20 protein-coding genes are annotated in these 20,899 nt (G+C 40.8%); 11 read left to right on the top strand and 9 right to left on the bottom strand.

The features are described 5' to 3' along the window. The first annotated feature begins 70 nt into the window (after positions 1–70). Positions 71–1,282, top strand: coding sequence for an MFS transporter (locus tag K7X70_RS20700; protein WP_222538837.1), 1,212 nt, complete (start codon positions 71–73; stop codon positions 1,280–1,282). A gap of 120 nt (positions 1,283–1,402) precedes the next feature. Here the strand turns inward: K7X70_RS20700 and clpB are convergent, their stop codons facing one another. After that, positions 1,403–3,997 (bottom strand): ATP-dependent chaperone ClpB, encoded by a 2,595-nt coding sequence (clpB, locus tag K7X70_RS20695; protein WP_222538836.1) that lies wholly within the window; start codon positions 3,995–3,997, stop codon positions 1,403–1,405. A gap of 279 nt (positions 3,998–4,276) precedes the next feature. Between clpB and K7X70_RS20690 the strand changes: the two genes are divergently transcribed. Both K7X70_RS20690 and K7X70_RS20685 read left to right on the top strand, forming a co-directional pair. Beyond that, positions 4,277–5,509 (top strand): MFS transporter, encoded by a 1,233-nt coding sequence (locus tag K7X70_RS20690; RefSeq protein WP_222538835.1) that lies wholly within the window; start codon positions 4,277–4,279, stop codon positions 5,507–5,509. A 7-nt stretch (positions 5,510–5,516) separates the two neighbouring features. After that, positions 5,517–6,347: an endonuclease/exonuclease/phosphatase family protein gene (locus K7X70_RS20685; protein WP_255607478.1), complete on the top strand. Its 831-nt coding sequence runs from the start codon at positions 5,517–5,519 to the stop codon at positions 6,345–6,347. A gap of 98 nt (positions 6,348–6,445) precedes the next feature. Here the strand turns inward: K7X70_RS20685 and K7X70_RS20680 are convergent, their stop codons facing one another. Both K7X70_RS20680 and pyrE read right to left on the bottom strand, forming a co-directional pair. Beyond that, positions 6,446–6,844, bottom strand: coding sequence for an SRPBCC family protein (locus K7X70_RS20680; protein ID WP_222538834.1), 399 nt, complete (start codon positions 6,842–6,844; stop codon positions 6,446–6,448). A gap of 7 nt (positions 6,845–6,851) precedes the next feature. After that, on the bottom strand, positions 6,852–7,511 hold the full coding sequence (pyrE, locus tag K7X70_RS20675; RefSeq protein WP_062549919.1) for an orotate phosphoribosyltransferase: 660 nt from the start codon (positions 7,509–7,511) through the stop codon (positions 6,852–6,854). A 433-nt stretch (positions 7,512–7,944) separates the two neighbouring features. On the opposite strand from pyrE, the gene K7X70_RS20670 reads away from it, so the two are divergent. Beyond that, positions 7,945–8,577, top strand: a complete 633-nt coding sequence (locus tag K7X70_RS20670) for an NUDIX hydrolase (protein ID WP_222538833.1) — start codon at positions 7,945–7,947, stop codon at positions 8,575–8,577. On the opposite strand, the gene coaD is transcribed toward K7X70_RS20670, so the two are convergent. The 3 genes from coaD to K7X70_RS20655 are packed head-to-tail and all read right to left on the bottom strand — an operon-like array spanning position 8,548 to position 10,420. Next, positions 8,548–9,009, bottom strand: coding sequence for a pantetheine-phosphate adenylyltransferase (coaD, locus tag K7X70_RS20665; RefSeq protein WP_222538832.1), 462 nt, complete (start codon positions 9,007–9,009; stop codon positions 8,548–8,550). The genes K7X70_RS20670 and coaD overlap by 30 nt on opposite strands. 50 nt (positions 9,010–9,059) lie before the next feature. Further along, positions 9,060–9,599 (bottom strand): RsmD family RNA methyltransferase, encoded by a 540-nt coding sequence (locus K7X70_RS20660; RefSeq protein ID WP_062549916.1) that lies wholly within the window; start codon positions 9,597–9,599, stop codon positions 9,060–9,062. Beyond that, a complete protein-coding gene (locus K7X70_RS20655) occupies positions 9,590–10,420 on the bottom strand; it encodes a DUF3822 family protein (RefSeq protein ID WP_222538831.1) in 831 nt (276 codons plus the stop codon). Before K7X70_RS20655 ends, K7X70_RS20660 begins: the two co-directional genes overlap by 10 nt. A gap of 68 nt (positions 10,421–10,488) precedes the next feature. On the opposite strand from K7X70_RS20655, the gene K7X70_RS20650 reads away from it, so the two are divergent. Both K7X70_RS20650 and K7X70_RS20645 read left to right on the top strand, forming a co-directional pair. Beyond that, on the top strand, positions 10,489–11,925 hold the full coding sequence (locus tag K7X70_RS20650; RefSeq protein ID WP_222538830.1) for an ATP-dependent DNA helicase: 1,437 nt from the start codon (positions 10,489–10,491) through the stop codon (positions 11,923–11,925). 27 nt (positions 11,926–11,952) lie between these two features. Then, positions 11,953–12,642 carry an MCP four helix bundle domain-containing protein gene (locus tag K7X70_RS20645; RefSeq protein WP_222538829.1) on the top strand — a complete coding sequence of 230 codons (690 nt, stop codon included), beginning with the start codon at positions 11,953–11,955 and terminating at the stop codon, positions 12,640–12,642. A gap of 10 nt (positions 12,643–12,652) precedes the next feature. Here the strand turns inward: K7X70_RS20645 and K7X70_RS20640 are convergent, their stop codons facing one another. After that, the gene (locus K7X70_RS20640; protein WP_255607477.1) at positions 12,653–13,531 is read right to left on the bottom strand and encodes an AraC family transcriptional regulator; all 879 of its coding nucleotides are present in this window, start codon (positions 13,529–13,531) and stop codon (positions 12,653–12,655) included. Positions 13,532–13,693: 162 nt separating this feature from the next. Here K7X70_RS20640 and K7X70_RS20635 point away from each other — a divergent pair, with 162 nt between their 5' ends. The 4 genes from K7X70_RS20635 (at position 13,694) to K7X70_RS20620 (ending at position 19,240) form a co-directional block, all read left to right on the top strand. Next, positions 13,694–15,523: a sodium:solute symporter family protein gene (locus tag K7X70_RS20635; RefSeq protein WP_222538828.1), complete on the top strand. Its 1,830-nt coding sequence runs from the start codon at positions 13,694–13,696 to the stop codon at positions 15,521–15,523. A 9-nt stretch (positions 15,524–15,532) separates the two neighbouring features. Further along, positions 15,533–16,729 carry a glycoside hydrolase family 130 protein gene (locus K7X70_RS20630; protein WP_222538827.1) on the top strand — a complete coding sequence of 399 codons (1,197 nt, stop codon included), beginning with the start codon at positions 15,533–15,535 and terminating at the stop codon, positions 16,727–16,729. 383 nt (positions 16,730–17,112) lie between these two features. Continuing rightward, positions 17,113–17,523: a GtrA family protein gene (locus tag K7X70_RS20625; protein ID WP_222538826.1), complete on the top strand. Its 411-nt coding sequence runs from the start codon at positions 17,113–17,115 to the stop codon at positions 17,521–17,523. A 13-nt stretch (positions 17,524–17,536) separates the two neighbouring features. Further along, positions 17,537–19,240, top strand: coding sequence for a glycosyltransferase family 39 protein (locus K7X70_RS20620; protein ID WP_222538825.1), 1,704 nt, complete (start codon positions 17,537–17,539; stop codon positions 19,238–19,240). Here the strand turns inward: K7X70_RS20620 and trxA are convergent. Beyond that, positions 19,233–19,523, bottom strand: a complete 291-nt coding sequence (gene trxA / locus K7X70_RS20615) for a thioredoxin (RefSeq protein WP_222538824.1) — start codon at positions 19,521–19,523, stop codon at positions 19,233–19,235. The two genes, K7X70_RS20620 and trxA, sit on opposite strands and share 8 nt — an antisense overlap. Positions 19,524–19,661: 138 nt before the next feature. Continuing rightward, on the bottom strand, positions 19,662–19,958 hold the full coding sequence (locus K7X70_RS20610; RefSeq protein ID WP_222538823.1) for a Dabb family protein: 297 nt from the start codon (positions 19,956–19,958) through the stop codon (positions 19,662–19,664). 296 nt (positions 19,959–20,254) lie between these two features. Between K7X70_RS20610 and K7X70_RS20605 the strand changes: the two genes are divergently transcribed. Then, positions 20,255–20,848 (top strand): RNA polymerase sigma factor, encoded by a 594-nt coding sequence (locus K7X70_RS20605; protein WP_222538822.1) that lies wholly within the window; start codon positions 20,255–20,257, stop codon positions 20,846–20,848. The last annotated feature ends 51 nt before the right edge of the window (positions 20,849–20,899 follow it).

Genomic DNA, 20,899 nt, shown 5'->3' with positions numbered 1-20,899 from the left:
ATCTCATTGCTAACAACATATATGAAAGGGGATTGTTTTTTATACCTTTGGGCTTAATTATAGTTTTATTATGAATTCTGTTCCTTCTACGGGAAAAATGGTAGAAAACACCGTATTTCCTATCCTTTTTGCCATCAGTTTTTCGCATTTGCTAAATGACACGATCCAATCTTTAATTCCTGCCATTTATCCGGTAATTAAAGAGAGTTATAAGCTGAGTTTTTCACAGATTGGTCTGATTACCCTGATGTTTCAAATGTCGGCCTCTATATTTCAGCCATTTGTAGGAATGTATACTGATAAAAAGCCGCAGCCTTATTCTTTAGCGATAGGAATGGGCTTTACTTTGATAGGTTTGGTCACATTATCCCTTTCTAATGGTTTTTATATGATGTTATTGTCTGTAGCCTTAATTGGTACAGGGTCTTCTATTTTTCATCCGGAAGCATCCAGGATGGCACACGCTGCCTCTGGAGGCAGAAGAGGATTGGCGCAATCTATTTTCCAATTGGGTGGAAATGCAGGCAGTTCTTTGGGGCCACTATTGGCCGCCTGGATTATCGTGCCGCAAGGACAGTTTAGTGTCATCTGGTTTTCTTTGATTGCATTACTGGCGATCCTGATTTTAAGCAGGGTAGGTAAGTGGTATAAAGGACACGTGATCAAGAAAGCAAAGCAGGGGGCTGCTGTAGTAACCGTTGCCAGTCAATTTTCTAAAAAGAAAGTGATTTTTGCAGTCTCTATTTTATTGATCCTTATTTTCTCTAAATATTTTTACATGGCCAGTCTGACGAGTTATTTCACGTTTTATGTGATTGAAAAGTTCCATGTTTCTGTGCAGACTTCCCAGTTATACCTCTTTGTGTTCTTATTCTCTGTAGCGGCAGGAACATTGATCGGTGGGCCTATTGGCGATCGTTTCGGCCGTAAATACGTGATCTGGTTTTCAATCCTGGGTACCGCACCATTTGCTTTGATGCTGCCTTATGCCAACTTATTTTGGACGGGAGTATTGATTGTGCCGATCGGTGTGATTCTGGCTTCTGCTTTCTCTGCAATTCTTGTGTATGCACAGGAATTGATTCCTGGTAAAGTAGGACTGGTATCCGGATTATTCTTCGGTTTCGCCTTCGGAATGGGAGGGATAGGATCTGCATTGTTAGGTAATCTGGCCGATAGTACCAGTATTGCTTATGTGTTCCACATCTGTTCTTTCTTGCCGTTAATCGGTTTATTGACGGGTTTCCTGCCAAATATTGAAGGCAGTAAAAAGAAGGCCTAAAATTTATATTACTCAAAAAAATCCCGATTAAATATAATTTACTAAACATAAAAAAAGCCTTCAGAGATAATCTGAAGGCTTTTTATTTAACAATGGTTGCAATTAAATAAGCGAAGACGCTTAGTTGTTGTTTAAAAACACGAATTTATTGTCGAACATATCTAATTTAATCTTACTGTCTTTGTCTATTTTTCCAGCAAGAATCTCTTTAGACAATTCATTTAAAATTCTCTTTTGGATGACACGTTTTAACGGTCTCGCTCCAAATTGAGGATCATAACCTAATTCTGCTAACCAGTCTAAAGCTTCTGTAGTCGCTTCGATCTGGATGCCCATCTCAGCAAGCGTCTCTTTCACATGGTTGAACTGTAAGTTCACAATGTTTCTGATTTCGCTGCGGTTCAACGGGGTAAACATGATCAGTTCATCAATCCTGTTTAAGAACTCCGGTCTGATGGTTTGTTTCAAGATTTCGAACAGTTCGTTCTTCGTCTTGGCAATTACCTCTTCACGGTTTCCTTCGTTCAGGTTTTTGAAATTATCCTGAATCATGTGTGCTCCAATGTTGGAGGTCATGATAATGATGGTGTTTTTAAAGTTCACCATGCGGCCTTTATTGTCTGTTAGACGGCCATCATCCAATACCTGCAACAAGATGTTGAACACATCCGGATGCGCTTTTTCAATCTCATCCAGCAGTACTACCGAATAAGGTTTCCTACGAACGGCTTCCGTTAATTGTCCGCCTTCATCGTAACCCACATATCCTGGAGGCGCTCCGATCAGTCTGGATACCGCATGACGCTCCTGATACTCACTCATGTCAATCCTGGTCATGGCATTCTCATCGTTAAATAAGAACTCTGCCAATGCTTTGGCCAGCTCGGTTTTACCCACACCGGTAGTACCCAGGAAGATGAATGAGCCAATTGGCTTGCGTTTGTCCTGTAATCCAGCTCTTGACCTGCGAATCGCATCAGAAATGGCTTCGATTGCTTCATCCTGTCCGGCCACACGCTTGTGCAGCTCATCTTCCAGGTGCAGCAATTTCTCCCTTTCACTGGAGATCAGTTTTGTCACCGGAATACCGGTCCATCTGCCTACAACTCCAGCGATATCATCAGCGGTCACTTCTTCTTTCAGCATTCTGCTTTCGGATTGCTGACCTTCCAGCTTCGCTTTCAGTTGCTCAACTTTGTCCTGAGATTCTTTAATTTTTCCATAACGGATTTCCGCTACTTTACCGTAATCTCCGGCACGTTCCGCCTGGTCTGCTTCCAGTTTATAATGCTCTATTTGTTCACTTTCTGCGTTAATCGCATCTACAAGGTCTTTTTCACCTTGCCATTTGGCTTTCAGCTGATCACGTTCCGCAGATAGATTGGCAATTTCCTCGCCGAGAGACTTCACTTTCTTGTCGTCATTCTCCCTTTTGATCGCCTCACGTTCAATTTCCAACTGCATGATCTTGCGGTTCAGTTCATCTACTTCTTCCGGAACACTGTCCATTTCCAAACGTAGTTTAGAAGCGGCCTCGTCCATTAAGTCGATGGCTTTATCCGGCAAGAAACGGTCGGCAATATAGCGCTGCGACATCTCTACCGCGGCAATAATCGCCTCGTCCATTATCCTCACCTTGTGGTGGGTTTCATATTTTTCTTTCAGTCCACGCAGAATAGAAATCGCATCCTGAGTATCCGGCTCATTCACCATTACCTTTTGGAAACGGCGTTCCAGGGCCTTATCTTTTTCAAGATATTTTTGATACTCATCAAGGGTAGTGGCTCCGATTGCGCGAAGTTCACCTCTGGCCAATGCAGGTTTTAGGATATTAGCCGCATCCATTGCGCCTTCTCCACCGCCGGCACCCACCAAAGTATGGATCTCATCAATGAAAAGGATGATGTCTCCATCGCTTTGAGTCACCTCCTTAACCACTGCTTTTAGCCGTTCCTCAAACTCTCCTTTGTACTTGGCACCTGCAATCAGTGCCCCCATATCTAAAGAGAATACTGTTTTTGTCTTTAGATTCGTAGGAACATCTCCTTGAATGATCCTGTGGGCAATACCCTCGGCGATGGCAGTTTTACCAACACCAGGCTCACCGATCAGGATCGGATTGTTCTTGGTACGTCTGGAAAGAATCTGGATCACTCTCCGGATCTCTTCATCACGACCAATTACAGGGTCAAGCTTTCCTGATTCTGCATATTCATTCAGGTTTCTTGCATATTTATTTAAAGCATTAAATGTTGCTTCAGCATTTTGATCAGTGACATGGTTGTCTCCTCTCAAAGCCACAATGGCTTTTTTAAGGTCTTTCTCAGTCACCCCTTGATCCTTTAATACCTTAGAAGTGTTGTCGTTTACAGACAGCAAACCCAGTAAAAGGTGCTCTACTGAAACGAATTCATCTTTGAACTCTTTCAAATAAGATTGCGCCTTTTGAATTGCGGAGTTACTGCCTGAAGTTAAATACGGACTACTTCCGCTCACTTTAGGGAACTTTGCAATCTGGCTATCCAAATGTTGATTTACCACATTTAGATTTACATTTAATTTCTTTAAAATATAAGAAACCACATTTTCATCAACAGTGAGCAGGCCTTTAAGTATATGCGCTGTCTCAATAGCTTGTTGCTGGTTGCCTTGAGCTATTTCAGAAGCCTGTTGAATCGCTTCCTGTGCTTTTATAGTGAAATTATTGAAGTTCATATCATCTGTTAAACAAAGTAAATGCCATATTGTTCTTAGAAGAAATTCATGAAAAATTGTCTGATTTCATGAGATTAGTATGACACAATGACCGGTCTGGTGTTGGCCGACTGAATTTATGTCGGGCAATCCTGAAATCATCTATCGAAGGCGCTAATAAATAATTAGCAACGGCAACATCATTTTAGAAATAGAATGCCCAAATATTGGTCTTAAAGGCAATATTCTTCTTAAATTCGCAAGCCTGGCATATTGATGAATTTTATAATAAGGAGAGAGATGAAGGAGTTTTTACGGTTATATTTAGATGCGTATCGTGGGCTATCCACACCGGCCTGGATGCTGGCACTGGTGATGCTGATCAATAGAAGTGGTGCCATGGTGATCCCTTTTCTGGGGATATACATGATCAATCATTTGAGTTTCTCTTTGGAGGATACCGGAACAGTATTGAGCTGTTTTGGGGTTGGAGCAGTAGCGGGTTCTTTTGCCGGCGGCTGGCTAACAGATAAGGTGGGACACTTTAAAGTGCAGCTGTTTAGTTTAATTTTTACAGTGCCTATGTTTTTTCTCCTTCCTGAGTTGAATACAGTCCTGAAATTAGCGGTAGGGGTATTTATATTGAGTGTAATTTCCGAGACTTTCAGACCCGCAAACTCTGTATCTATTGCCTACTATTCAAAACCTGATAACATCATCCGTTCTTTTTCTTTAAACCGCATGGCGATGAACCTCGGTTTTTCTATAGGCCCAGCACTCGGTGGTTTCCTGGCGGCGATTTCCTATACCTTTTTGTTTTATGGCAATGCCATAGCTGCTTTTTGCTCTGCCATCTTGTTTTTCATCTATTTTAGAAATAGAAAAGGAAATGAGAAAGCTGAACAAGAGAAAGCAGCAGTACATGAAGATCCAGTATCTACAGTCCCGGCGAAATCTCCTTATAAAGACTTGTTATTTATGCTGTTCAGCCTGCTTTGCAGTATCTTCACGATCTGCTTCCTTCAATTGCTGAGCACACTGCCTTTATATTACAGAGAAGTGTATCAGATGACGGAAGGAAATATTGGAATCATCCTGGCCTTTAGTGGGATTGTTGTTTTTCTTTTGGAAATGCTGCTGGTACATATTGCTGAGAAGCGCTTTACGCCAAGAGACATCATGGTGATGGGGACGCTACTTTGCGGTTTTTCTTTCCTGATCTTAAACCTTGCCCATGGAATATGGGTACTCTATATGGCGATGTTCGTGCTTTGCCTGGCGGAAATTCTGGCCATGCCTTTTATGGCAACCGTCACTTTGCAGCGCTCTACTCTTCAAACCCGAGGCGCTTATATGGGCGTAAATGCACTTTGTACTTCTGCCGCACATGTGTTTTCCCCTTTTCTGGGAACCCGTATTGCGGCAATTTATGGTTTCAATACCTTGTGGTGGGGAACAGCTGCCGTGTTATTATTTACCGCCATCGGCTTCTTTTTCGTGATGAAGAGAATGAAATTAAATACCATTAAATAAATATCTTTTGAGAAATTCCCTTTTGTGGCTGCGTAGGAATACGCTCCTGTTGCTGTTTGCGGTTTGTTTTTTTAGTGCCTCCGGGCAAAGTGTTCGTGTAGGTTCCTGGAACCTTAAAGATTTTGGCCAGTCCAAAACAGATGAAAATATCCTTTTTATTGCCAATGTGGTCAAGCGTTTTGATGTCATTGCCATTCAGGAAGTAGTAGCTGGTTATGGTGGGCCAAAAGCGGTCATCAGGCTAGCGGAGGCCTTAAATAAGAGCGGAGAGCAATGGGAGTATGTTTTTAGCCATGGTACTTCCAGCGATAGATACAGTAAAGAACGTTATGCTTTTATGTGGAAGAGCAAAAAGCTAAAAAAAATAGGGGAGCCATGGCTGGAGAAAAAGTACCAGCTGGAAGTAGAGCGAGAGCCTTATTTCGGGAGGTTTCAGCTCGGAAAGAAAACATTTACGCTGGTTTCTTTTCATGCAAAGCCAAAGGCGAAACAGCCGGAAACAGAAATCAAATACCTGAAATTCCTGCCGGATCTGCATCCAAAAGAGACGCTGATCTTTTGTGGAGACTTCAACCTGCCGCAATCTCATTCTGTGTTTAATCCACTAAGGAACATGGGTTATGTATCGGCAATGGCAAATCAGAAAACCTCTTTGAAGCAAAAGGTGGTCAAAGGGGAATCTCTGGCTTCAGAATATGACAATTTCTTTTATCATGGAGACAAGCTAAAGGTGATCAGCACCGGAATTGTTCCTTTTTACACCCAATTTGAGGACTTAAAAGAAGCACGGAGAATTTCCGATCATGTGCCTGTTTACCTGGAATTCTCTTTAAATTAAAGGAGGGAGCGCTGATTAAACGAGGCAGCGCTGAAAATTGAATATAAAAAAATAGCCGGTCTTTGAGGGATCGGCTATTTTTTTTATAGGTGTTGAATCTAATTCAATATTTCTGCTAGTTTTTGAGTCTGATGGTCAGCCAATTTCTTTAATGGGCCAGCAGCAAGCATTTTCATCATCATGTTCAAGTCTGCAGAAATGATCAATGTTGCGGTAGTTCCACCATTCCCATTGTCTGCAACTGTCCATTTTAACTCTAAATCAAACGGAGGTTTCTCTGTTGGGATAGCAGTTAATTCCTGGTTTTCTACACGATTAGAAATCTTGATCGCTAATTTAGCCATGTTTTGGATGGTAAAGCTAGCTTCATCATTAGTGGACGACCAGTTGTAGATGTTTTCCGGCATCAATTGCTGATGATTGTTCATATCAGCTAAAAATGTATAGACTTTTGCTACAGGTTGGTTGATGTCAGTAGTACTCTCAATAACTGTCATTATGATTTTAGGTTAGTTGTTCTAATTCTTTTCCCCACTCTGAAGGGTTTCTGCGCCATTTAGTCAATAGATCTACATCATTTTGAGCGATGAAGCTATGCTCAGCAGCATATTCAATTAATGTATTGTAATTTGATAGGGTGGCGAAACGACATTTTGCCGCTTTAAAGTTTTCTTCAGCCTGGTCAAAACCATAGGTGAAAATAGAAACCAAACCTGCTACTGATAGTCCCGCATTTCTCAATGCTTCCACTGCCTGTAAGCTGCTTTTGCCAGTAGAAATTAAATCTTCTACCACAACTACACGCTGACCTTCTACGATTTCTCCTTCAATCAGACTTCCTGTGCCATGTTCTTTTGCTTTCGCTCTCACATAAGCAAAAGGTAATCCCAATTCTTGTGCAACAAGTACGCCTTGAGGGATACCAGCCGTTGCTACTCCCGCAATGATGTCCACAGAACCGAATTCTTCCTGGATCAATTGCGTCAGTTTTTGTCTGATGTATGTTCTTACTGAGGGATGGGAAAGTGTAACTCTATTATCGCAATAAATTGGAGATTTCCAGCCTGATGCCCATGTAAACGGGTTATTCGGTTGTAACTTTATTGCTTTTATTTGTAATAAAAATTCAGCTACCTTTAATTCAATATCACTTTTATTATACATACTACAAAATTACAGATTTTCATACGTTTGTCCTAGCACTAATTGCTAATGTGAGGAGCAAAATAAATAAATCCTGGTTTAATTAATTATTTGTGTCCCATAAAGGTCGGTAATTATTGTTAGCAAGAAAAGTAGTTTTTTCTGAGTCGTTGAACATCAGGGAAATAAATAGGAATTTGTTGGGAAACAAGGAAAGGCATGAATTTTCCTTGTTAAAATAAGAGGGCGCCTCTTGTTGATTCTATTTTTTTAGTCATCCTCCATTCTTTTGATGGGGATTATTGGATAAATATTTATAATTTTAAAAACTCAAACATCCAGGCGATTTTGTAAGAAATTTGATTGAAACCCCCTTTAGAATGCAATTCAAAGGGGTCTGTTTTTTCTAAGGAAATTTTACAGCCCGTCATAAAAAGCATTTTAAGCGTTAAGCATGAAAAAATACAGCATTTATATCAACGACAATACCTTGTTTATTGCAGATTCGAAGCCTACCCAGGAAAAAGAAATTCAGCAATTGGAGCTCGAAGGTTTTGATTTCAGATTGTTCTACAAAAACCTGCCTGTAAATGCTGCTGCAGATTATCTACTTTTGGTAGCTGACCCTAAAGCGGTTTTTAAGCAAATTAAAAACAACCTTATTTTGATTAGAGCTGCCGGCGGACTCGTTAAAAGTGCAAAAGGCAATTACCTGTTTATCTACAGGAATAAAAAGTGGGATCTGCCAAAAGGGAAAGTAGAGAAAGGCGAGAAGATGAGAGAAGCCGGATTGAGAGAAGTGGAAGAGGAATGCGGCGTAACGATTTACACCAACGATGAGAAGCTTTGCAAAACCTACCATGTTTATCCGATGGGTAACAAATTGGTATTAAAGAAAACCAAATGGTACAGCATGACCGTTAAAGGAGAACCAAAATTGATTCCCCAAAAAGAAGAAGGCATTACGAAAGCCAAATGGTTAAATAAAGCTGATCTGGCTCCTGTGCTCGTAAATACTTACCCATCTATCATCCAGGTGCTGGAAGTAGGTTCCCTATTAGAGGAACGGGATAGCATCCTGAGGTAAAAACTGACTCACATCTCCGTGATTTCTTAGGATATCACGGACGATGGTGGAGCTGATTGCCGAATATTCCGGCTTACTCAAGATAAAGATCGTTTCCATTTCCGGCATCATCGTCTGGTTGATCTGTGCAATGGCACGCTCATATTCAAAATCACCCACTGAACGGATTCCCCGAACCATGTATTGTGCATTTATCTTCCTGCAAAAGTCGACAGTCAGTCCTTCATAAAGTTGGACCTCCACTTTGGCTTCCGATTCAAACACTGTTTTTACAATTTCTTCGCGTTTTTCCGCAGATAGATAACTCTGTTTAGAGCTGTTCAATCCGATACCCACTACCACTTTATCAAATAGCGGCAAAGCACGTTTCAGGATGTCCACATGGGCGATAGTAATCGGATCAAATGATCCTGGGAACAGGGCGATTTTCATCAGTATATATAAGTTATAAAATCGCCACCCTTAAAAAGGTGGCGAAGTGATTATTTTACTTTTTCAAAGAAGCTAAAGGACGAATTCCCATATCTTCTGGTCTCTTTAAAGCCGGGTTGATTGTTCATTTTTAACAAAGAAGGGTGCTCCACGATCAATAAACCATTATCAGTCAGCAAATCATTTTTGATCACCAATTCAGGAATCTTTGGAATCGTAGGCAGATCATAAGGAGGATCGGCAAAAATGATCTGATAAGATTTTTTATGGGTATCTAAAAACTTGAAAACGTCGGCCTTCTGCACCTCAATCACGTCTAGCTTATGTTTGGCAATCACCGACTGTACCCAAAAGATGCATCCAGAATGTTTATCCACCGCGGTCACGCTTTTTGCTCCTCTGGAAGCAAATTCAAAGCTGATATTTCCTGTACCACAGAAAAGGTCCAGCACATCGCAGCTGTCAAAATCGTAAGTATTGTAAAGAATGTTAAAAAGAGCTTCTTTGGCCATATCTGTAGTGGGCCTTACCGGTAAGCTTTCCGGGGCATTGAAACGAATGCCTTTTAATGTACCGCCAATTATTCGCATATATCCAGTGCTAGCAAGCTGCTGTAATAATGAGCAGGCATGTCTTCTAAAATTTTGTGATCTACCTGATCACTTAAGGGTGTGTTAAATTTTATCTTCTGGAAGTATTTCTCCAGACATTGATGGTAAGCATCATCTTCGTGAACAATGCCACTCAATAATACCTCAGTCTCTTTGGTATCGATGTGAACCTGGTTGATCAGCAATAACAGGTAATAGTTAAACTCTTCCGAATTCTCTATCTCATAGGAATTGCGAAAAATTAGCTTTTTTCCTTCCGTCAGCACCGCCGTAAAAGATGCTGCGGTAAAATCAAGAACCAAAGTACTGCTGGTTTTATTTGGAACCATAGCCAGCATTGGCGCTACCTGGTCGAATAACTTGCAGCTCAGCAATGCATCCGCTAAAGTCTCATCCATGAAACGCTGCAGCGTAAAAATAGAAGTGAATCCATAATTAGCAAATGGCCTCACATAAAGATTATCCGATTGTTCGTCTGTAAAGAACTTTGCATACTGGTCCAAGTTTTTGTCATCAAATAACTCGGTTGGGATGGAAATTGAGTTTTCACTGTATACCGCTACTTTGATGTCTTTAAAAGCCAAATTCAAGTAACTGTCGGTTTTTAATTTTACAGCAAGATCATGGGGGATGTTTTTGGATTCCTGCTGATCATAAACCGCTTTTAACTGGTTGCTGTTTTTGTCAATAATGGCGTAAGAGAAGCTATCTGCGGTAATTTTTAACAGTAAATTGCAGTTTGGCGCAGTACTAGGATCAAATTCCGGATCAACTAATAAAATGCTGTTTTTATGGCTCATCTGTATCTAATTATTTAAGATCAAAATTAATCCTTTTTTCTATAACATCACCATTGCATCTTTGTTAAATGGATAAAGCATCAATTATAGCCCAGTCTTACGCCTTTACACCGACTGCCGAACAGCTGGTTTTTTGCCAGGAAATGGCTGCTTTTTTAAGCCAAGACTTAGACGATCAGTGTTTTATATTGAGGGGATATGCGGGTACGGGAAAGACCACTTCTGTTGGGGCACTGGTTAAAGCTTTACCGAAATTTGGCTTCAAAGCGGTACTGATGGCGCCTACAGGACGTGCAGCAAAGGTGATGAGCAACTATACCGGGCGTAAAGCACTCACTATTCATAAGAGAATTTACAGGAAAAAATCTGCGGTGTCTACGGATATGTCTTTTCAGATTACACCAAATATATCAGAACATACGGTATTTATTATCGATGAGGCCTCCATGATTGCCGATGAATGGAATACACAAACCAGTTCTTCATTTTTGAAGGACCTGATGCAATATGTATACAATCAGAAAAACTGTGCAGCAATTTTTGTTGGGGATACGGCACAGTTGCCACCGGTTGGCAGTATCGACAGTCCGGCATTAAACAAAGATTATATAGCGGCCAATTTTGGGATGTCAGTGCGGGCGGTAGAACTTCAGGAGGTCGTGCGACAAGAAAAGGAATCCGGTATTCTTGCCAACGCCACCATGCTGCGGAAACTGATCAATGAAGGGTCATCCGAGGAAGCTGATGAGATTGAACTGCCTAAATTTATCACCACTGGATATAAAGACATTTTTAGGATGACCGGCCTTAAGCTAGTCGAAGGGCTGGAATATGCTTACAGTAAATTTGGTATGGAAAATACACTGGTGGTGTGCCGGTCTAATAAATCAGCCAATGTATACAACCAGCAAATCCGCGCGCGGATACTATACCGGGAAGAAGAACTGACCGGCGGCGACCAGATCATGGTGGTGAAGAACAATTATTACTGGCTCCCGGATAATGAATCTGCTGCTTTTATTGCCAATGGCGATATGGCTAAGATCGTACGTGTGAGGGGTACAGAAGAACGTTTCGGCTTCCGTTTTGCCGAAGTAGCCCTGGAATTCCTCGATTTCCCGGATGCCGGACAAATTTCCTGCAAAGTGATGCTAGATACGTTAACCGCCGAAACACCAAACCTTTCTTATGAACTGGGAAATAAACTGTTTGAAGCACTAAATGTTGAATATGAACACCTGACCAATAAAAAAGCACGTTTCGCAGCGATTAAGGAAGATCCTTACTACAATGCACTGCAAATTAAATTCGCTTATGCGGTTACGTGTCACAAAGCACAGGGTGGCCAATGGGAAGCTGTTTTCGTAGATCAAGGCTATTTAACAGAAGAAATGATCGACCTGGATTTTCTGCGATGGTTATATACTGGGGTCACCAGGGCAAAAAGAGAATTATTTTTAGTAAATTTTGCACCTAACCTTTTCATTACCCCTTTGGAAGACTAAATCTAAAGCTTATAAAAACTGTATGCTATGAAAATTGCTTATTCTTTAAAACAGAAAATGAAAATCGCTACGTTCCTTTTTGCGATTATGGCCTGTATGATTCTCATCAGAATCCTGGAGGATAAGAGTGTGAAAAGTATGAATGAATCTTTCGTTTCCATGTATAACGACCGTCTGGTTCCTGCAACTGATCTTTTCTACATCTCAGAAAACATCTTTGCGAAAAAATTTACCCTCGATAGTTTTCTGTATTCTGGAAATCCGGATAAAAAGGATGTCAGCTTGTTGAAAACGCAATTTGGAAAGTTCAATGCGACGATCGATTCTCTGATGAAAAAATATGAAAAGACTTTTCTGGTGAAACAGGAAAAGGAACAGCTGAAAGAGTTGAAAATCAGGTTAATTGGTTCTATTGCGGCAGAACAGCACGTGATTGCTTTAAGTGACAGCCATAGTATTGAGGATGGAAGAAAACTTTATGAGACGGTAGGAAGAGCAACTTCCAGAAGAACTTTGCAGCAGTTAACAGAGCTGATGACCATCCAAACGCAGGTAGGGCAAGAGCTGATTCAAAGTTCAGCATCTATGGTGTCCAGAAGCAAGCTCTACTCCACGCTCCAAATCGCATTGGCCATATTGATCGGAATTTTGGTAGTCGGGATTATCTCTGCCTCTAACGTGGTACAAGTAAAAAGTGACAAGTTCAACCTCAATTAGATGAGCTTTATTAAATAAAGGAACGTGTACCCGAAAAACTGTCTCTAAACTCTTTTGGCGTACAGTTTTTCTTCTTTTTGAAAATCCGGTTGAAGTTGGAAATGTTATTGAAGCCACATTTATAAGCGATTTCAGAAATCGTCTGCGTACTCGAAATCAGCATTTTTGTGGCATGACCCAGACGGATTTCATTTAAGCTGTCGATAAAGGTGCTGCCCGTTCTTTTCTTGATGAACCGGCTGAAAGATACTTCCGGCATACTTGCCGCCTTCGCCACTTCTTCCAGTGAAACCCCACGATTGTAATTCATGTTCATATAATCAAACGCTTTTTCTATCCTTCTGCTGTTGTAATTGAACTGCTCATTGTTGAAACTGGAATTTGATAAGCTGCGCATATTTCTGGAAATTGACAAGTCGTGAAGAATAGAAAAAAGCTCCAATACCGAGTCAAAACCTTTTTTCTGATTTAAAGAAAGAATTCGTGGAATCAATCGTTCAATCGTATCCGCAGCAAATAATATCCCCTTTTGTGAGCGTTCAAACATGTTCGAAATGAAACTCAATTGATTTCTTTTGAGTAAGCGATCATCAAACAGGTCTTTGTGAAACTGAATGGTGATTTCCAGGATCTCCTCACTTTTACATTGATGGGTAAACCAGGCATGGTATAGATTGGGGCCAATAAAGACCAGTTCTGCAGCTTCGATCACCTCAATATGATCTCCTACGATTCTTTTTGCACCTTTAGCATGAAGGATCAGGTTCAATTCGTACTCCTCATGGTAGTGTAAGGGGAAATCGAACTCCTTTTTAGTCCTGGAAAAGATCGTGAAGCAATCACTTTGTGTTAAAGGGGTAATTTCCCTGACTATATTATTGGCCATCATATAAATATAATAATTGAGTCGTAATGAATTAGCTTTATGTTAAAATAGTACTAGTCTAAATTAGCACTAATACTATAGTAATAAGTCTTTTTGTTTTGTGAATACAATTAATTGTTAAAATAGTATTGAAGCTGTATGCGAAAATAGTATAGTTTTGATTTTATGAAGTTTCAACTCATTGATGTTCTCATTATCATCACTTATCTGATCAGCACCATCATTATTGGTTTTTGGTACCGCAAAAAGGCCAAAGAAAATAACCAGAGTTATATCATGGGAGGTAAATCTTTGCCCTGGTATAAACTGGGCTTAAGCGATGCCTCTGATATGTTCGATATCAGCGGTACGATGTGGATGGTGAGCCTTTGCTTTGTTTACGGCATGAAAAGTATTTGGATTCCATGGTTATGGCCAGTATTTAATCAGGTCTTTCTGATGATGTATTTGTCCAAATGGCTGAGACGTTCCAATGCGACTACCGGCGCCGAATGGTTGTCCACCAGGTTCGGATTGAAAGGAAGAGGGGTTGGTGCTTCACATAAGGTTGTGGTGGCCTTTGCTCTATTGAGCTGTCTGGGCTTCCTAGCTTATGGTTTTATAGGACTTGGTAAGTTTGTTGAAATCTTTATTCCCTGGGAGTTTGTGAAAGGATATGTGCCTTTTGAAGTATCCCCACATTATGTACCTCATTTCTACGGCATCATATTTACACTTTTTGCGATGTTTTATTCCATTCTTGGAGGAATGCATGGGATCGTGTTTGGCGACATGATCAAGTACGCCATCATGACGGTAGTTTGTATTTCTATAGCCGTGATCGCCATGATTAACCTGCATGGACAGCATTTAAATGTGCCAAAAGGCTGGGATAGCCCTTTCTTCGGAACACATTTGGAGCTCAACTGGACAGGCATCATCGACGATGTCAATAAAAAAATTGAAAGCGACGGTTATTCCTTATTTAGTATTTTCTTTATGATGATGCTTTTCAAAGGCGTGTTCGCTTCACTGGCTGGCCCACCGCCGAATTACGATATGCAAAAGATTTTATCTACTAAATCGCCAAAAGAAGCGAGTAAAATGAGTGGTTTTGTCTCTATTGTATTGCTGCCCATCAGGTATTCCCTGATTGTAGGACTCACTGTTTTGGGTATTCTTTACTACGATCAAATGAACTTAAAAGGGCTGGATGGCGCGATAGATTACGAAAGGATTTTGCCGGCAAGTATCAACAGTTTTGTGCCGGTTGGCTTGTTCGGATTAGTGCTAACAGGGTTGTTAGGCGCTTTTATGGGCACTTTCTCCGGAACATTAAATGCCGCACAAGCCTATATTGTAAATGATGTATACCTCAAATATATCAATCCGGAGGCCTCCAATAAAAAGGTCATTTCGATGAATTACCTATCCGGGGTATTAGTGGTTATTGTAGGAATCACCCTGGGCTTTTTTGCCAGAGATGTAAATAGTGTGCTGCAATGGATCGTATCCGCTCTATACGGTGGCTATATCGCTGCAAACGTGTTAAAATGGCATTGGTGGAGGTTCAATTCCAACGGATTTTTCTGGGGCATGTTTACCGGTATTGTCGCTGCCCTGGTATTTACCAGGTTCTTCTCTGGTGTAGAATTTCTATACTATTTCCCATTGCTGTTCCTGCTTTCCTTAGTTGGATCTGTGATCGGGACCTATATGGCACCGCCTACAGATGAAAATACTTTAAAAAGTTTTTATAAGACCGTAAGGCCATGGGGATTCTGGAAGCCCGTTCATGAAATGGTCTTAAAAGATGACCCTTCCTTTGAGGCGAACAAGAATTTTGGCAGGGATATGTTCAATGTGCTGCTGGGCATTATCGCACAGCTTTGCTTAACCCTGTTACCAATGTACCTGATTTTAATGATGAAGATGCCATTGATGATCACCATTGCCATATTGGCTGTGATTGTGTTCATCCTGAAAAGAACCTGGTGGAATAAACTCGAAGATTAATAGAATTATATGATGGATTACGACAAAAGACTGGAGGAGCTCAGCCGCGCCCATCAGTCTTTAATTACGCGCAAAAACAAATCTGAAAACTTAGGAAATGGTATTTTCAACCGTTATGAAAATCCAGTATTAACTGCTGCACATACGCCCCTTTACTGGCGTTATAATTTGAGCAAAGAAAATAACCCTTATCTGATGGAACGGATTGGTATCAACTCCGTTTTCAATGCCGGTGCGATTAAGTGGAACAATAAGTACCTGTTGATGGCCAGAGTAGAGGCCAGCGACAGGAAATCTTTCTTCGCCATTGCGGAAAGCGACAATGGGATTGACCAGTTTAAATTCTGGGAATACCCGGTGGTGATTCCCGAAACAGATTTGCCGGATACCAATGTGTATGATGTACGGCTAACTGCGCATGAAGACGGTTGGGTGTATGGATTATTTTGTACGGAAAGGAGAGATCCTTCCGCATCGATAGGAGACCAGTCGGCAGCATTGGCACAATGTGGAATTATCCGTTCTAAAGATTTACTGAGCTGGGAACGCCTGGCGGATCTGAAAACAAGCTCCCAGCAGCAGCGAAATGTAGTGCTGCATCCTGAGTTTGTTGATGGAAAATATGCTTTTTATACCCGTCCGCAGGATTCATTTATTGAAGCAGGTAATGGCGGAGGAATTGCTTTTGGCCTTTCTGAATCTATAGAAAATGCAGAGATTCCGGAAGAACTGGTGATCGACAGAAAGGAATATCATACCGTTTATGAAGCTAAAAACGGACAAGGACCAGCACCAATAAAAACAAAATACGGCTGGCTGCACCTGGCTCATGGTGTTAGAAATACCGCTGCGGGATTGAGGTATGTACTTTATATGTTCATGACAGACCTGAATGACCTGAGTCTGGTGACACATAAACCTGCTGGATATTTTATTGCACCAGAAGGAACAGAGCGCATCGGCGATGTGTCTAATGTGGTGTTCAGCAACGGCTGGATTGCAGATGAAGACGGTAAGGTGTTTATTTATTACGCTGCTTCAGATTCCAGAATTCATGTAGCCACAAGTACCATCGATCAGCTACTGGATTATGTGCTGCATACACCAGCAGATGGTTGGAGATCAGCAGCAACTGTGCAGCGCATTCATCATTTAATTGATCAAAATAAAGAAAACGAGCAGCCGGATCAAAATAAAATATCTTGAGCTCAGCGCCTTGTTTTTCAAAATGAAAAGATTTTAGGAAGGAATCAGGGTTAAAGAATAAACCATTGGTTATAGCCGAAAATTACCCATGTAGATAAATAATTTCAGGATATGATAACGTTGAAAAATGGGATTTGTTTACTGGTAATGTTCGGGTATTGGTCGGGTAGAGAAGGGCCTTGGTATAGGGTCCGGAAGGGGGTCGGATAGGGTTGCCGTAGGGTTGCCATAGTGTTTACTACCCCAACCCTACGGCAACCCCATCCAGACCCTATATGAACTCAGGTCTCTTCCCTAAGAATCCCGGAAGCTTTAAGGGGTGTGAAATCCTCCGAAAATGAAATTAATATGTACTTTTGCGAAACGTACCGATTTCTATTTCTATGATCAAGCTTGCCGTAATTGAATTTAGTCCTATTTTACTGTATAAGTTTATCAGATTCGGTGTGGTGGGGTTTTCTGGTTTGGCCATAGATTTTGGCATTACCTACCTCTGCAAGGAAAAACTTAAGATCCATAAATACGTGTCCAGTTCATTGGGCTTTATGGTGGCTACGGCTTCCAATTACACCCTCAACCGCAACTGGACTTTTGAAGACCATGCCGGAGCCAGCTTCACGCAATTCGGTAAGTTTTTTATGATCGCCCTGGTGGGCCTATTCCTCAGCAACCTCCTGATTTATCTGCTTCATGATAAATTGAAATGGAACTTTTATGTGGCCAAAGGCTGCGCCATAGTGGTCATCTCCTTATGGAACTTCTTTGCCAATTACCTATATACTTTCTCCAGTTAAAATCAACCTGTAAATGCTACAAACAAAAAAGAGTACTGAGCAAATATTATTTATTTTCTTAGGGGTATGGACGTTGCTGAACATCATACAAGCTAGCTTTGTGGAGGTTCACTCGGATGAGGCTTACTACTGGATGTACGCTAAATTTTTAGACTGGGGGTATTTTGACCATCCTCCTATGGTGGCACTGTTTATCAAAATCGGCGATCTTTTATTGCCCTCTACGCTGGGGATGCGCTTTTTTACGGTGATCACAAGCTCCTTATCGGTGCTGCTGCTCTGGAAGATCGTAAAGCCTTATGGGGAGAATATCAAGCTCTTTATCCTATTGTTCAGCTCGATCGTACTCTTTCATGTCTATGGTTTCATCACCACACCAGATGCACCTTTGTTCTTTTTTACGATCTTATTTTTCTATATCTATCAAAGATATGTAGCATCAGATGAGTTGAAATGGGCCTTATTGCTGGCCATAGTTATTGCTTGCTTGCTGTACAGTAAGTACCATGGGATTTTGGTATTGGGCTTCACCATTCTTTCTAATCTGAAACTGCTGAAACGCCCTTCTTTCTGGTTGATTGTTGGGCTGGCTATTCTCGCTTTTCTCCCACACATCTGGTGGCAGGTGGAAAACAATTATCCTTCATTTTATTACCATGTAATTGATCGCTCTGCAGCTTTCTATAAATCAAAGTTTACCACAGAATACCTGCTGGCTCAATTGGCATTGGCAGGTCCATTAGTGGGTTGGTTCCTATACCGTTCAGCAACTTTGCTGAAAACTCCTGATGTTTTTGTGAGGGCGCTTAAAGTCAACTTTTACGGGGTATTCATTTTCTTCCTGTTCAGCACTTTTAAAGGCCGGGTAGAGGCACACTGGACTTTACCAGGAATGATTTGTTTGTTTATCCTGGCTTATCTTTATTTATCTAAAAGAACGGTTCCTAAATGGTTTGAAAGGTTGGCTATCGTGAACATTGTCCTGATTTTCTTGGTAAGAATGGTGCTGTTGATTCCCATTCCTTTCTTAATGAAAAATAGGAGTGTTGCTTATTATTTTGGTAATGAAAGCTGGGCAAAACAGATTCATGAAAAGGCAGGAGATGCTCCGGTGATCTTTATGAATGCTTTTCAGGAGCCTTCGAAATACAATTATTACAACAAAACCACCAAAGGTTTTGGTTATGATTCACGTGATTATCGCAAAAATCAATATGACATCTGGCCATTGGAAGATAGTTTAAGAAATAAACGGGTGTATTGGGTAGTTGAAGATAGTAAAGGTTTACCTGGTCAGGATACACTGAATACGGCAAAGGGGCTGCTTTATGGCAACTGGGTTGATTCGGTAAGGATGTACCAGAAAGTAGCTGTTCACCCGCTGGAAATTCCTGCTATACTTGAAAAAGGCAAGCCATTGGAGTTAAAACTGAAGATTGAAAATCCTTATGATCAGGAAATATATTTAGGAAATGCCGGGCAAAAATGGGCTTGTGTACTGGAGTATGGTTACAAAAATGGGGAAGATTTCGGGGAATTTAAACTCGTGAAGGCTGATTTGGAAAAGCTAAGGATTCCTGCAAAACAATCGGTAACGATTGATGCAGAAATCGAAAGTCCTGAAGCAGGCGGTAAGTATAAACTGATCTTTTCTTTAAGAACAGCTCCTTTTTCAGGAGCCAGGAATAGCGATATGATTTCTGTAACTGTTAAATAGACAATTGTTTTAACAAGCTCATCTGGTCGATAGTACCAGAATGTCTCCATACAATTTCTCCATTTTTAAAAACCATAAAGGTCGGTACAGACCGTACATTATATTTTTGTGCAGCGGCCTGGTTTTTATCAATATTGATTTTGATCACACGGGCAGTGCCATCTGTAATTCTGGCCACTTCCTTCACGATAGGGTTCATGGTTTTGCATGGCCCACACCAATCTGCGTAGAAATCAACGAGTACTGGTGTGCCTGACTGGATCAATTCTTGAAATGCACTCATAGCTGTTTATTTTAAAATCCTAATAAGGTGAGGTAATGTATTCCAGAGAAAAACAAATTGCTTAGCCTATTGTTTTTCTCTGGTTTATTATATGGATGCGGCAATTTTAATTAAAATAAAACGGACATCATTAAAAGATTAATGAGCGTCGTAAATGATTACTTTCTCAAAAAGACCACGGAATTCATCCAGAAATGCTTTGTGTAAATGGTGAATCTGGTATACATCATGTCCTTCCAGGTCTGAGAAAAATAAAATTAAGGAGAAAGAATAAGTAGTGTCCACTACTGCGCGGTCAATTGGCGCAGGAGTTCCGATGTGGAAAGCTTCTACCGTCTCTATGGCTTCTAATCCTTCCAGACCGATTCTGAAAGCGGCTTTTTGATCTTCTGTAGTGTCGGCTTTTAGCCAGAATAAAACGTGATGAGCTAACATATATAAAGGTTTTTTGGTAAATATAGGGAATTGTATGGTGTCGGAGAAAGCGGAATCGAATATTGGTTTCCTGTTGAAAAGAAACCGGAGAAAGATATGGGTCTCCCTCCGGTAACATAATCTAGCGTGCATTTAAATAAACGAGATTGATCTGCTAATCGCTACAGTAGCTTTGAAATATTTTGAAACCAACCGGATGAAGCAAAATTTTAGCACTTATATTAAGGAATTGGTTAATTCGAAAACATTAGGGTAACATTGACTTAATTTCGATAATTTAGTTTCGGGATTTCTAAATGTCAATAAAACATACCATTTCTGATCAGGAGCTGCAGGCCAAAATAATGGCAGGGGAGGAGTCTGCTTTTTCTGAGCTCTACGATCGATATAGCCCTTCTATTTCCCTTTACATCAAAAGATTTGTAAATTCTTCAGATTTATCTGAGGACCTGACTCAAGAGGTTTTTATTAAAATGTGGCAGCACAGATCTAAGCTGGAAGAGGTCAGATCGATAAAGGCTTACTTGTTTATTATGGCAAGAAACCATACACTAAATAGCCTTAAAAAGGCAATGAGGTCTGATGTAGCCATGGGCGAGGTGATCAATAATTTTGTCGAACAAAGGAACAATACCGAAGAGGAATTGTTGGCAAAAGAATACCTGGAATACCTGGAGAAAGCGCTTGCAGCTTTGCCATTGAGGACAAGGGAAATTTTTAAACTTTGCAGACAGGAAGGGAAAAGTTATGAGGAGGTGGCACTGGCTTTGGGGATTTCCAGAAATGCAGTCAAAAATCATATGGTAGGTTCCATGAAAGTATTGAGCGCTTCCGTGAAAAAAGACCTTGGAATATCTTTAGGGATACTTTTGACCGTCTTCTTAAAATAATTACAAAATAAATAATTTTCAGCTACCCTACGCCCCCTTGAATATTGTCTT

It is taken from the genome of Pedobacter polysacchareus, assembly GCF_019802255.1.
Classification (GTDB): domain Bacteria; phylum Bacteroidota; class Bacteroidia; order Sphingobacteriales; family Sphingobacteriaceae; genus Pedobacter; species Pedobacter polysacchareus.
Note: the sequence above shows the minus strand (reverse complement) of the source record. Positions and strands in the feature narration are given on the sequence as shown.

What these genes read in the sequence shown, in the direction of transcription:
- K7X70_RS20700 (WP_222538837.1), top strand. Translation starts at nt 71, where the DNA reads ATGAATTCTGTTCCTTCTACGGGAAAAATGGTAGAAAACACCGTATTT.
- clpB (WP_222538836.1), bottom strand. Translation starts at nt 3,997, where the DNA reads ATGAACTTCAATAATTTCACTATAAAAGCACAGGAAGCGATTCAACAG.
- K7X70_RS20690 (WP_222538835.1), top strand. Translation starts at nt 4,277, where the DNA reads ATGAAGGAGTTTTTACGGTTATATTTAGATGCGTATCGTGGGCTATCC.
- K7X70_RS20680 (WP_222538834.1), bottom strand. Translation starts at nt 6,844, where the DNA reads ATGACAGTTATTGAGAGTACTACTGACATCAACCAACCTGTAGCAAAA.
- pyrE (WP_062549919.1), bottom strand. Translation starts at nt 7,511, where the DNA reads ATGTATAATAAAAGTGATATTGAATTAAAGGTAGCTGAATTTTTATTA.
- K7X70_RS20670 (WP_222538833.1), top strand. Translation starts at nt 7,945, where the DNA reads ATGAAAAAATACAGCATTTATATCAACGACAATACCTTGTTTATTGCA.
- coaD (WP_222538832.1), bottom strand. Translation starts at nt 9,009, where the DNA reads ATGAAAATCGCCCTGTTCCCAGGATCATTTGATCCGATTACTATCGCC.
- K7X70_RS20660 (WP_062549916.1), bottom strand. Translation starts at nt 9,599, where the DNA reads ATGCGAATAATTGGCGGTACATTAAAAGGCATTCGTTTCAATGCCCCG.
- K7X70_RS20655 (WP_222538831.1), bottom strand. Translation starts at nt 10,420, where the DNA reads ATGAGCCATAAAAACAGCATTTTATTAGTTGATCCGGAATTTGATCCT.
- K7X70_RS20650 (WP_222538830.1), top strand. Translation starts at nt 10,489, where the DNA reads ATGGATAAAGCATCAATTATAGCCCAGTCTTACGCCTTTACACCGACT.
- K7X70_RS20645 (WP_222538829.1), top strand. Translation starts at nt 11,953, where the DNA reads ATGAAAATTGCTTATTCTTTAAAACAGAAAATGAAAATCGCTACGTTC.
- K7X70_RS20640 (WP_255607477.1), bottom strand. Translation starts at nt 13,531, where the DNA reads ATGATGGCCAATAATATAGTCAGGGAAATTACCCCTTTAACACAAAGT.
- K7X70_RS20635 (WP_222538828.1), top strand. Translation starts at nt 13,694, where the DNA reads ATGAAGTTTCAACTCATTGATGTTCTCATTATCATCACTTATCTGATC.
- K7X70_RS20630 (WP_222538827.1), top strand. Translation starts at nt 15,533, where the DNA reads ATGATGGATTACGACAAAAGACTGGAGGAGCTCAGCCGCGCCCATCAG.
- K7X70_RS20625 (WP_222538826.1), top strand. Translation starts at nt 17,113, where the DNA reads ATGATCAAGCTTGCCGTAATTGAATTTAGTCCTATTTTACTGTATAAG.
- K7X70_RS20620 (WP_222538825.1), top strand. Translation starts at nt 17,537, where the DNA reads ATGCTACAAACAAAAAAGAGTACTGAGCAAATATTATTTATTTTCTTA.
- trxA (WP_222538824.1), bottom strand. Translation starts at nt 19,523, where the DNA reads ATGAGTGCATTTCAAGAATTGATCCAGTCAGGCACACCAGTACTCGTT.
- K7X70_RS20610 (WP_222538823.1), bottom strand. Translation starts at nt 19,958, where the DNA reads ATGTTAGCTCATCACGTTTTATTCTGGCTAAAAGCCGACACTACAGAA.
- K7X70_RS20605 (WP_222538822.1), top strand. Translation starts at nt 20,255, where the DNA reads ATGTCAATAAAACATACCATTTCTGATCAGGAGCTGCAGGCCAAAATA.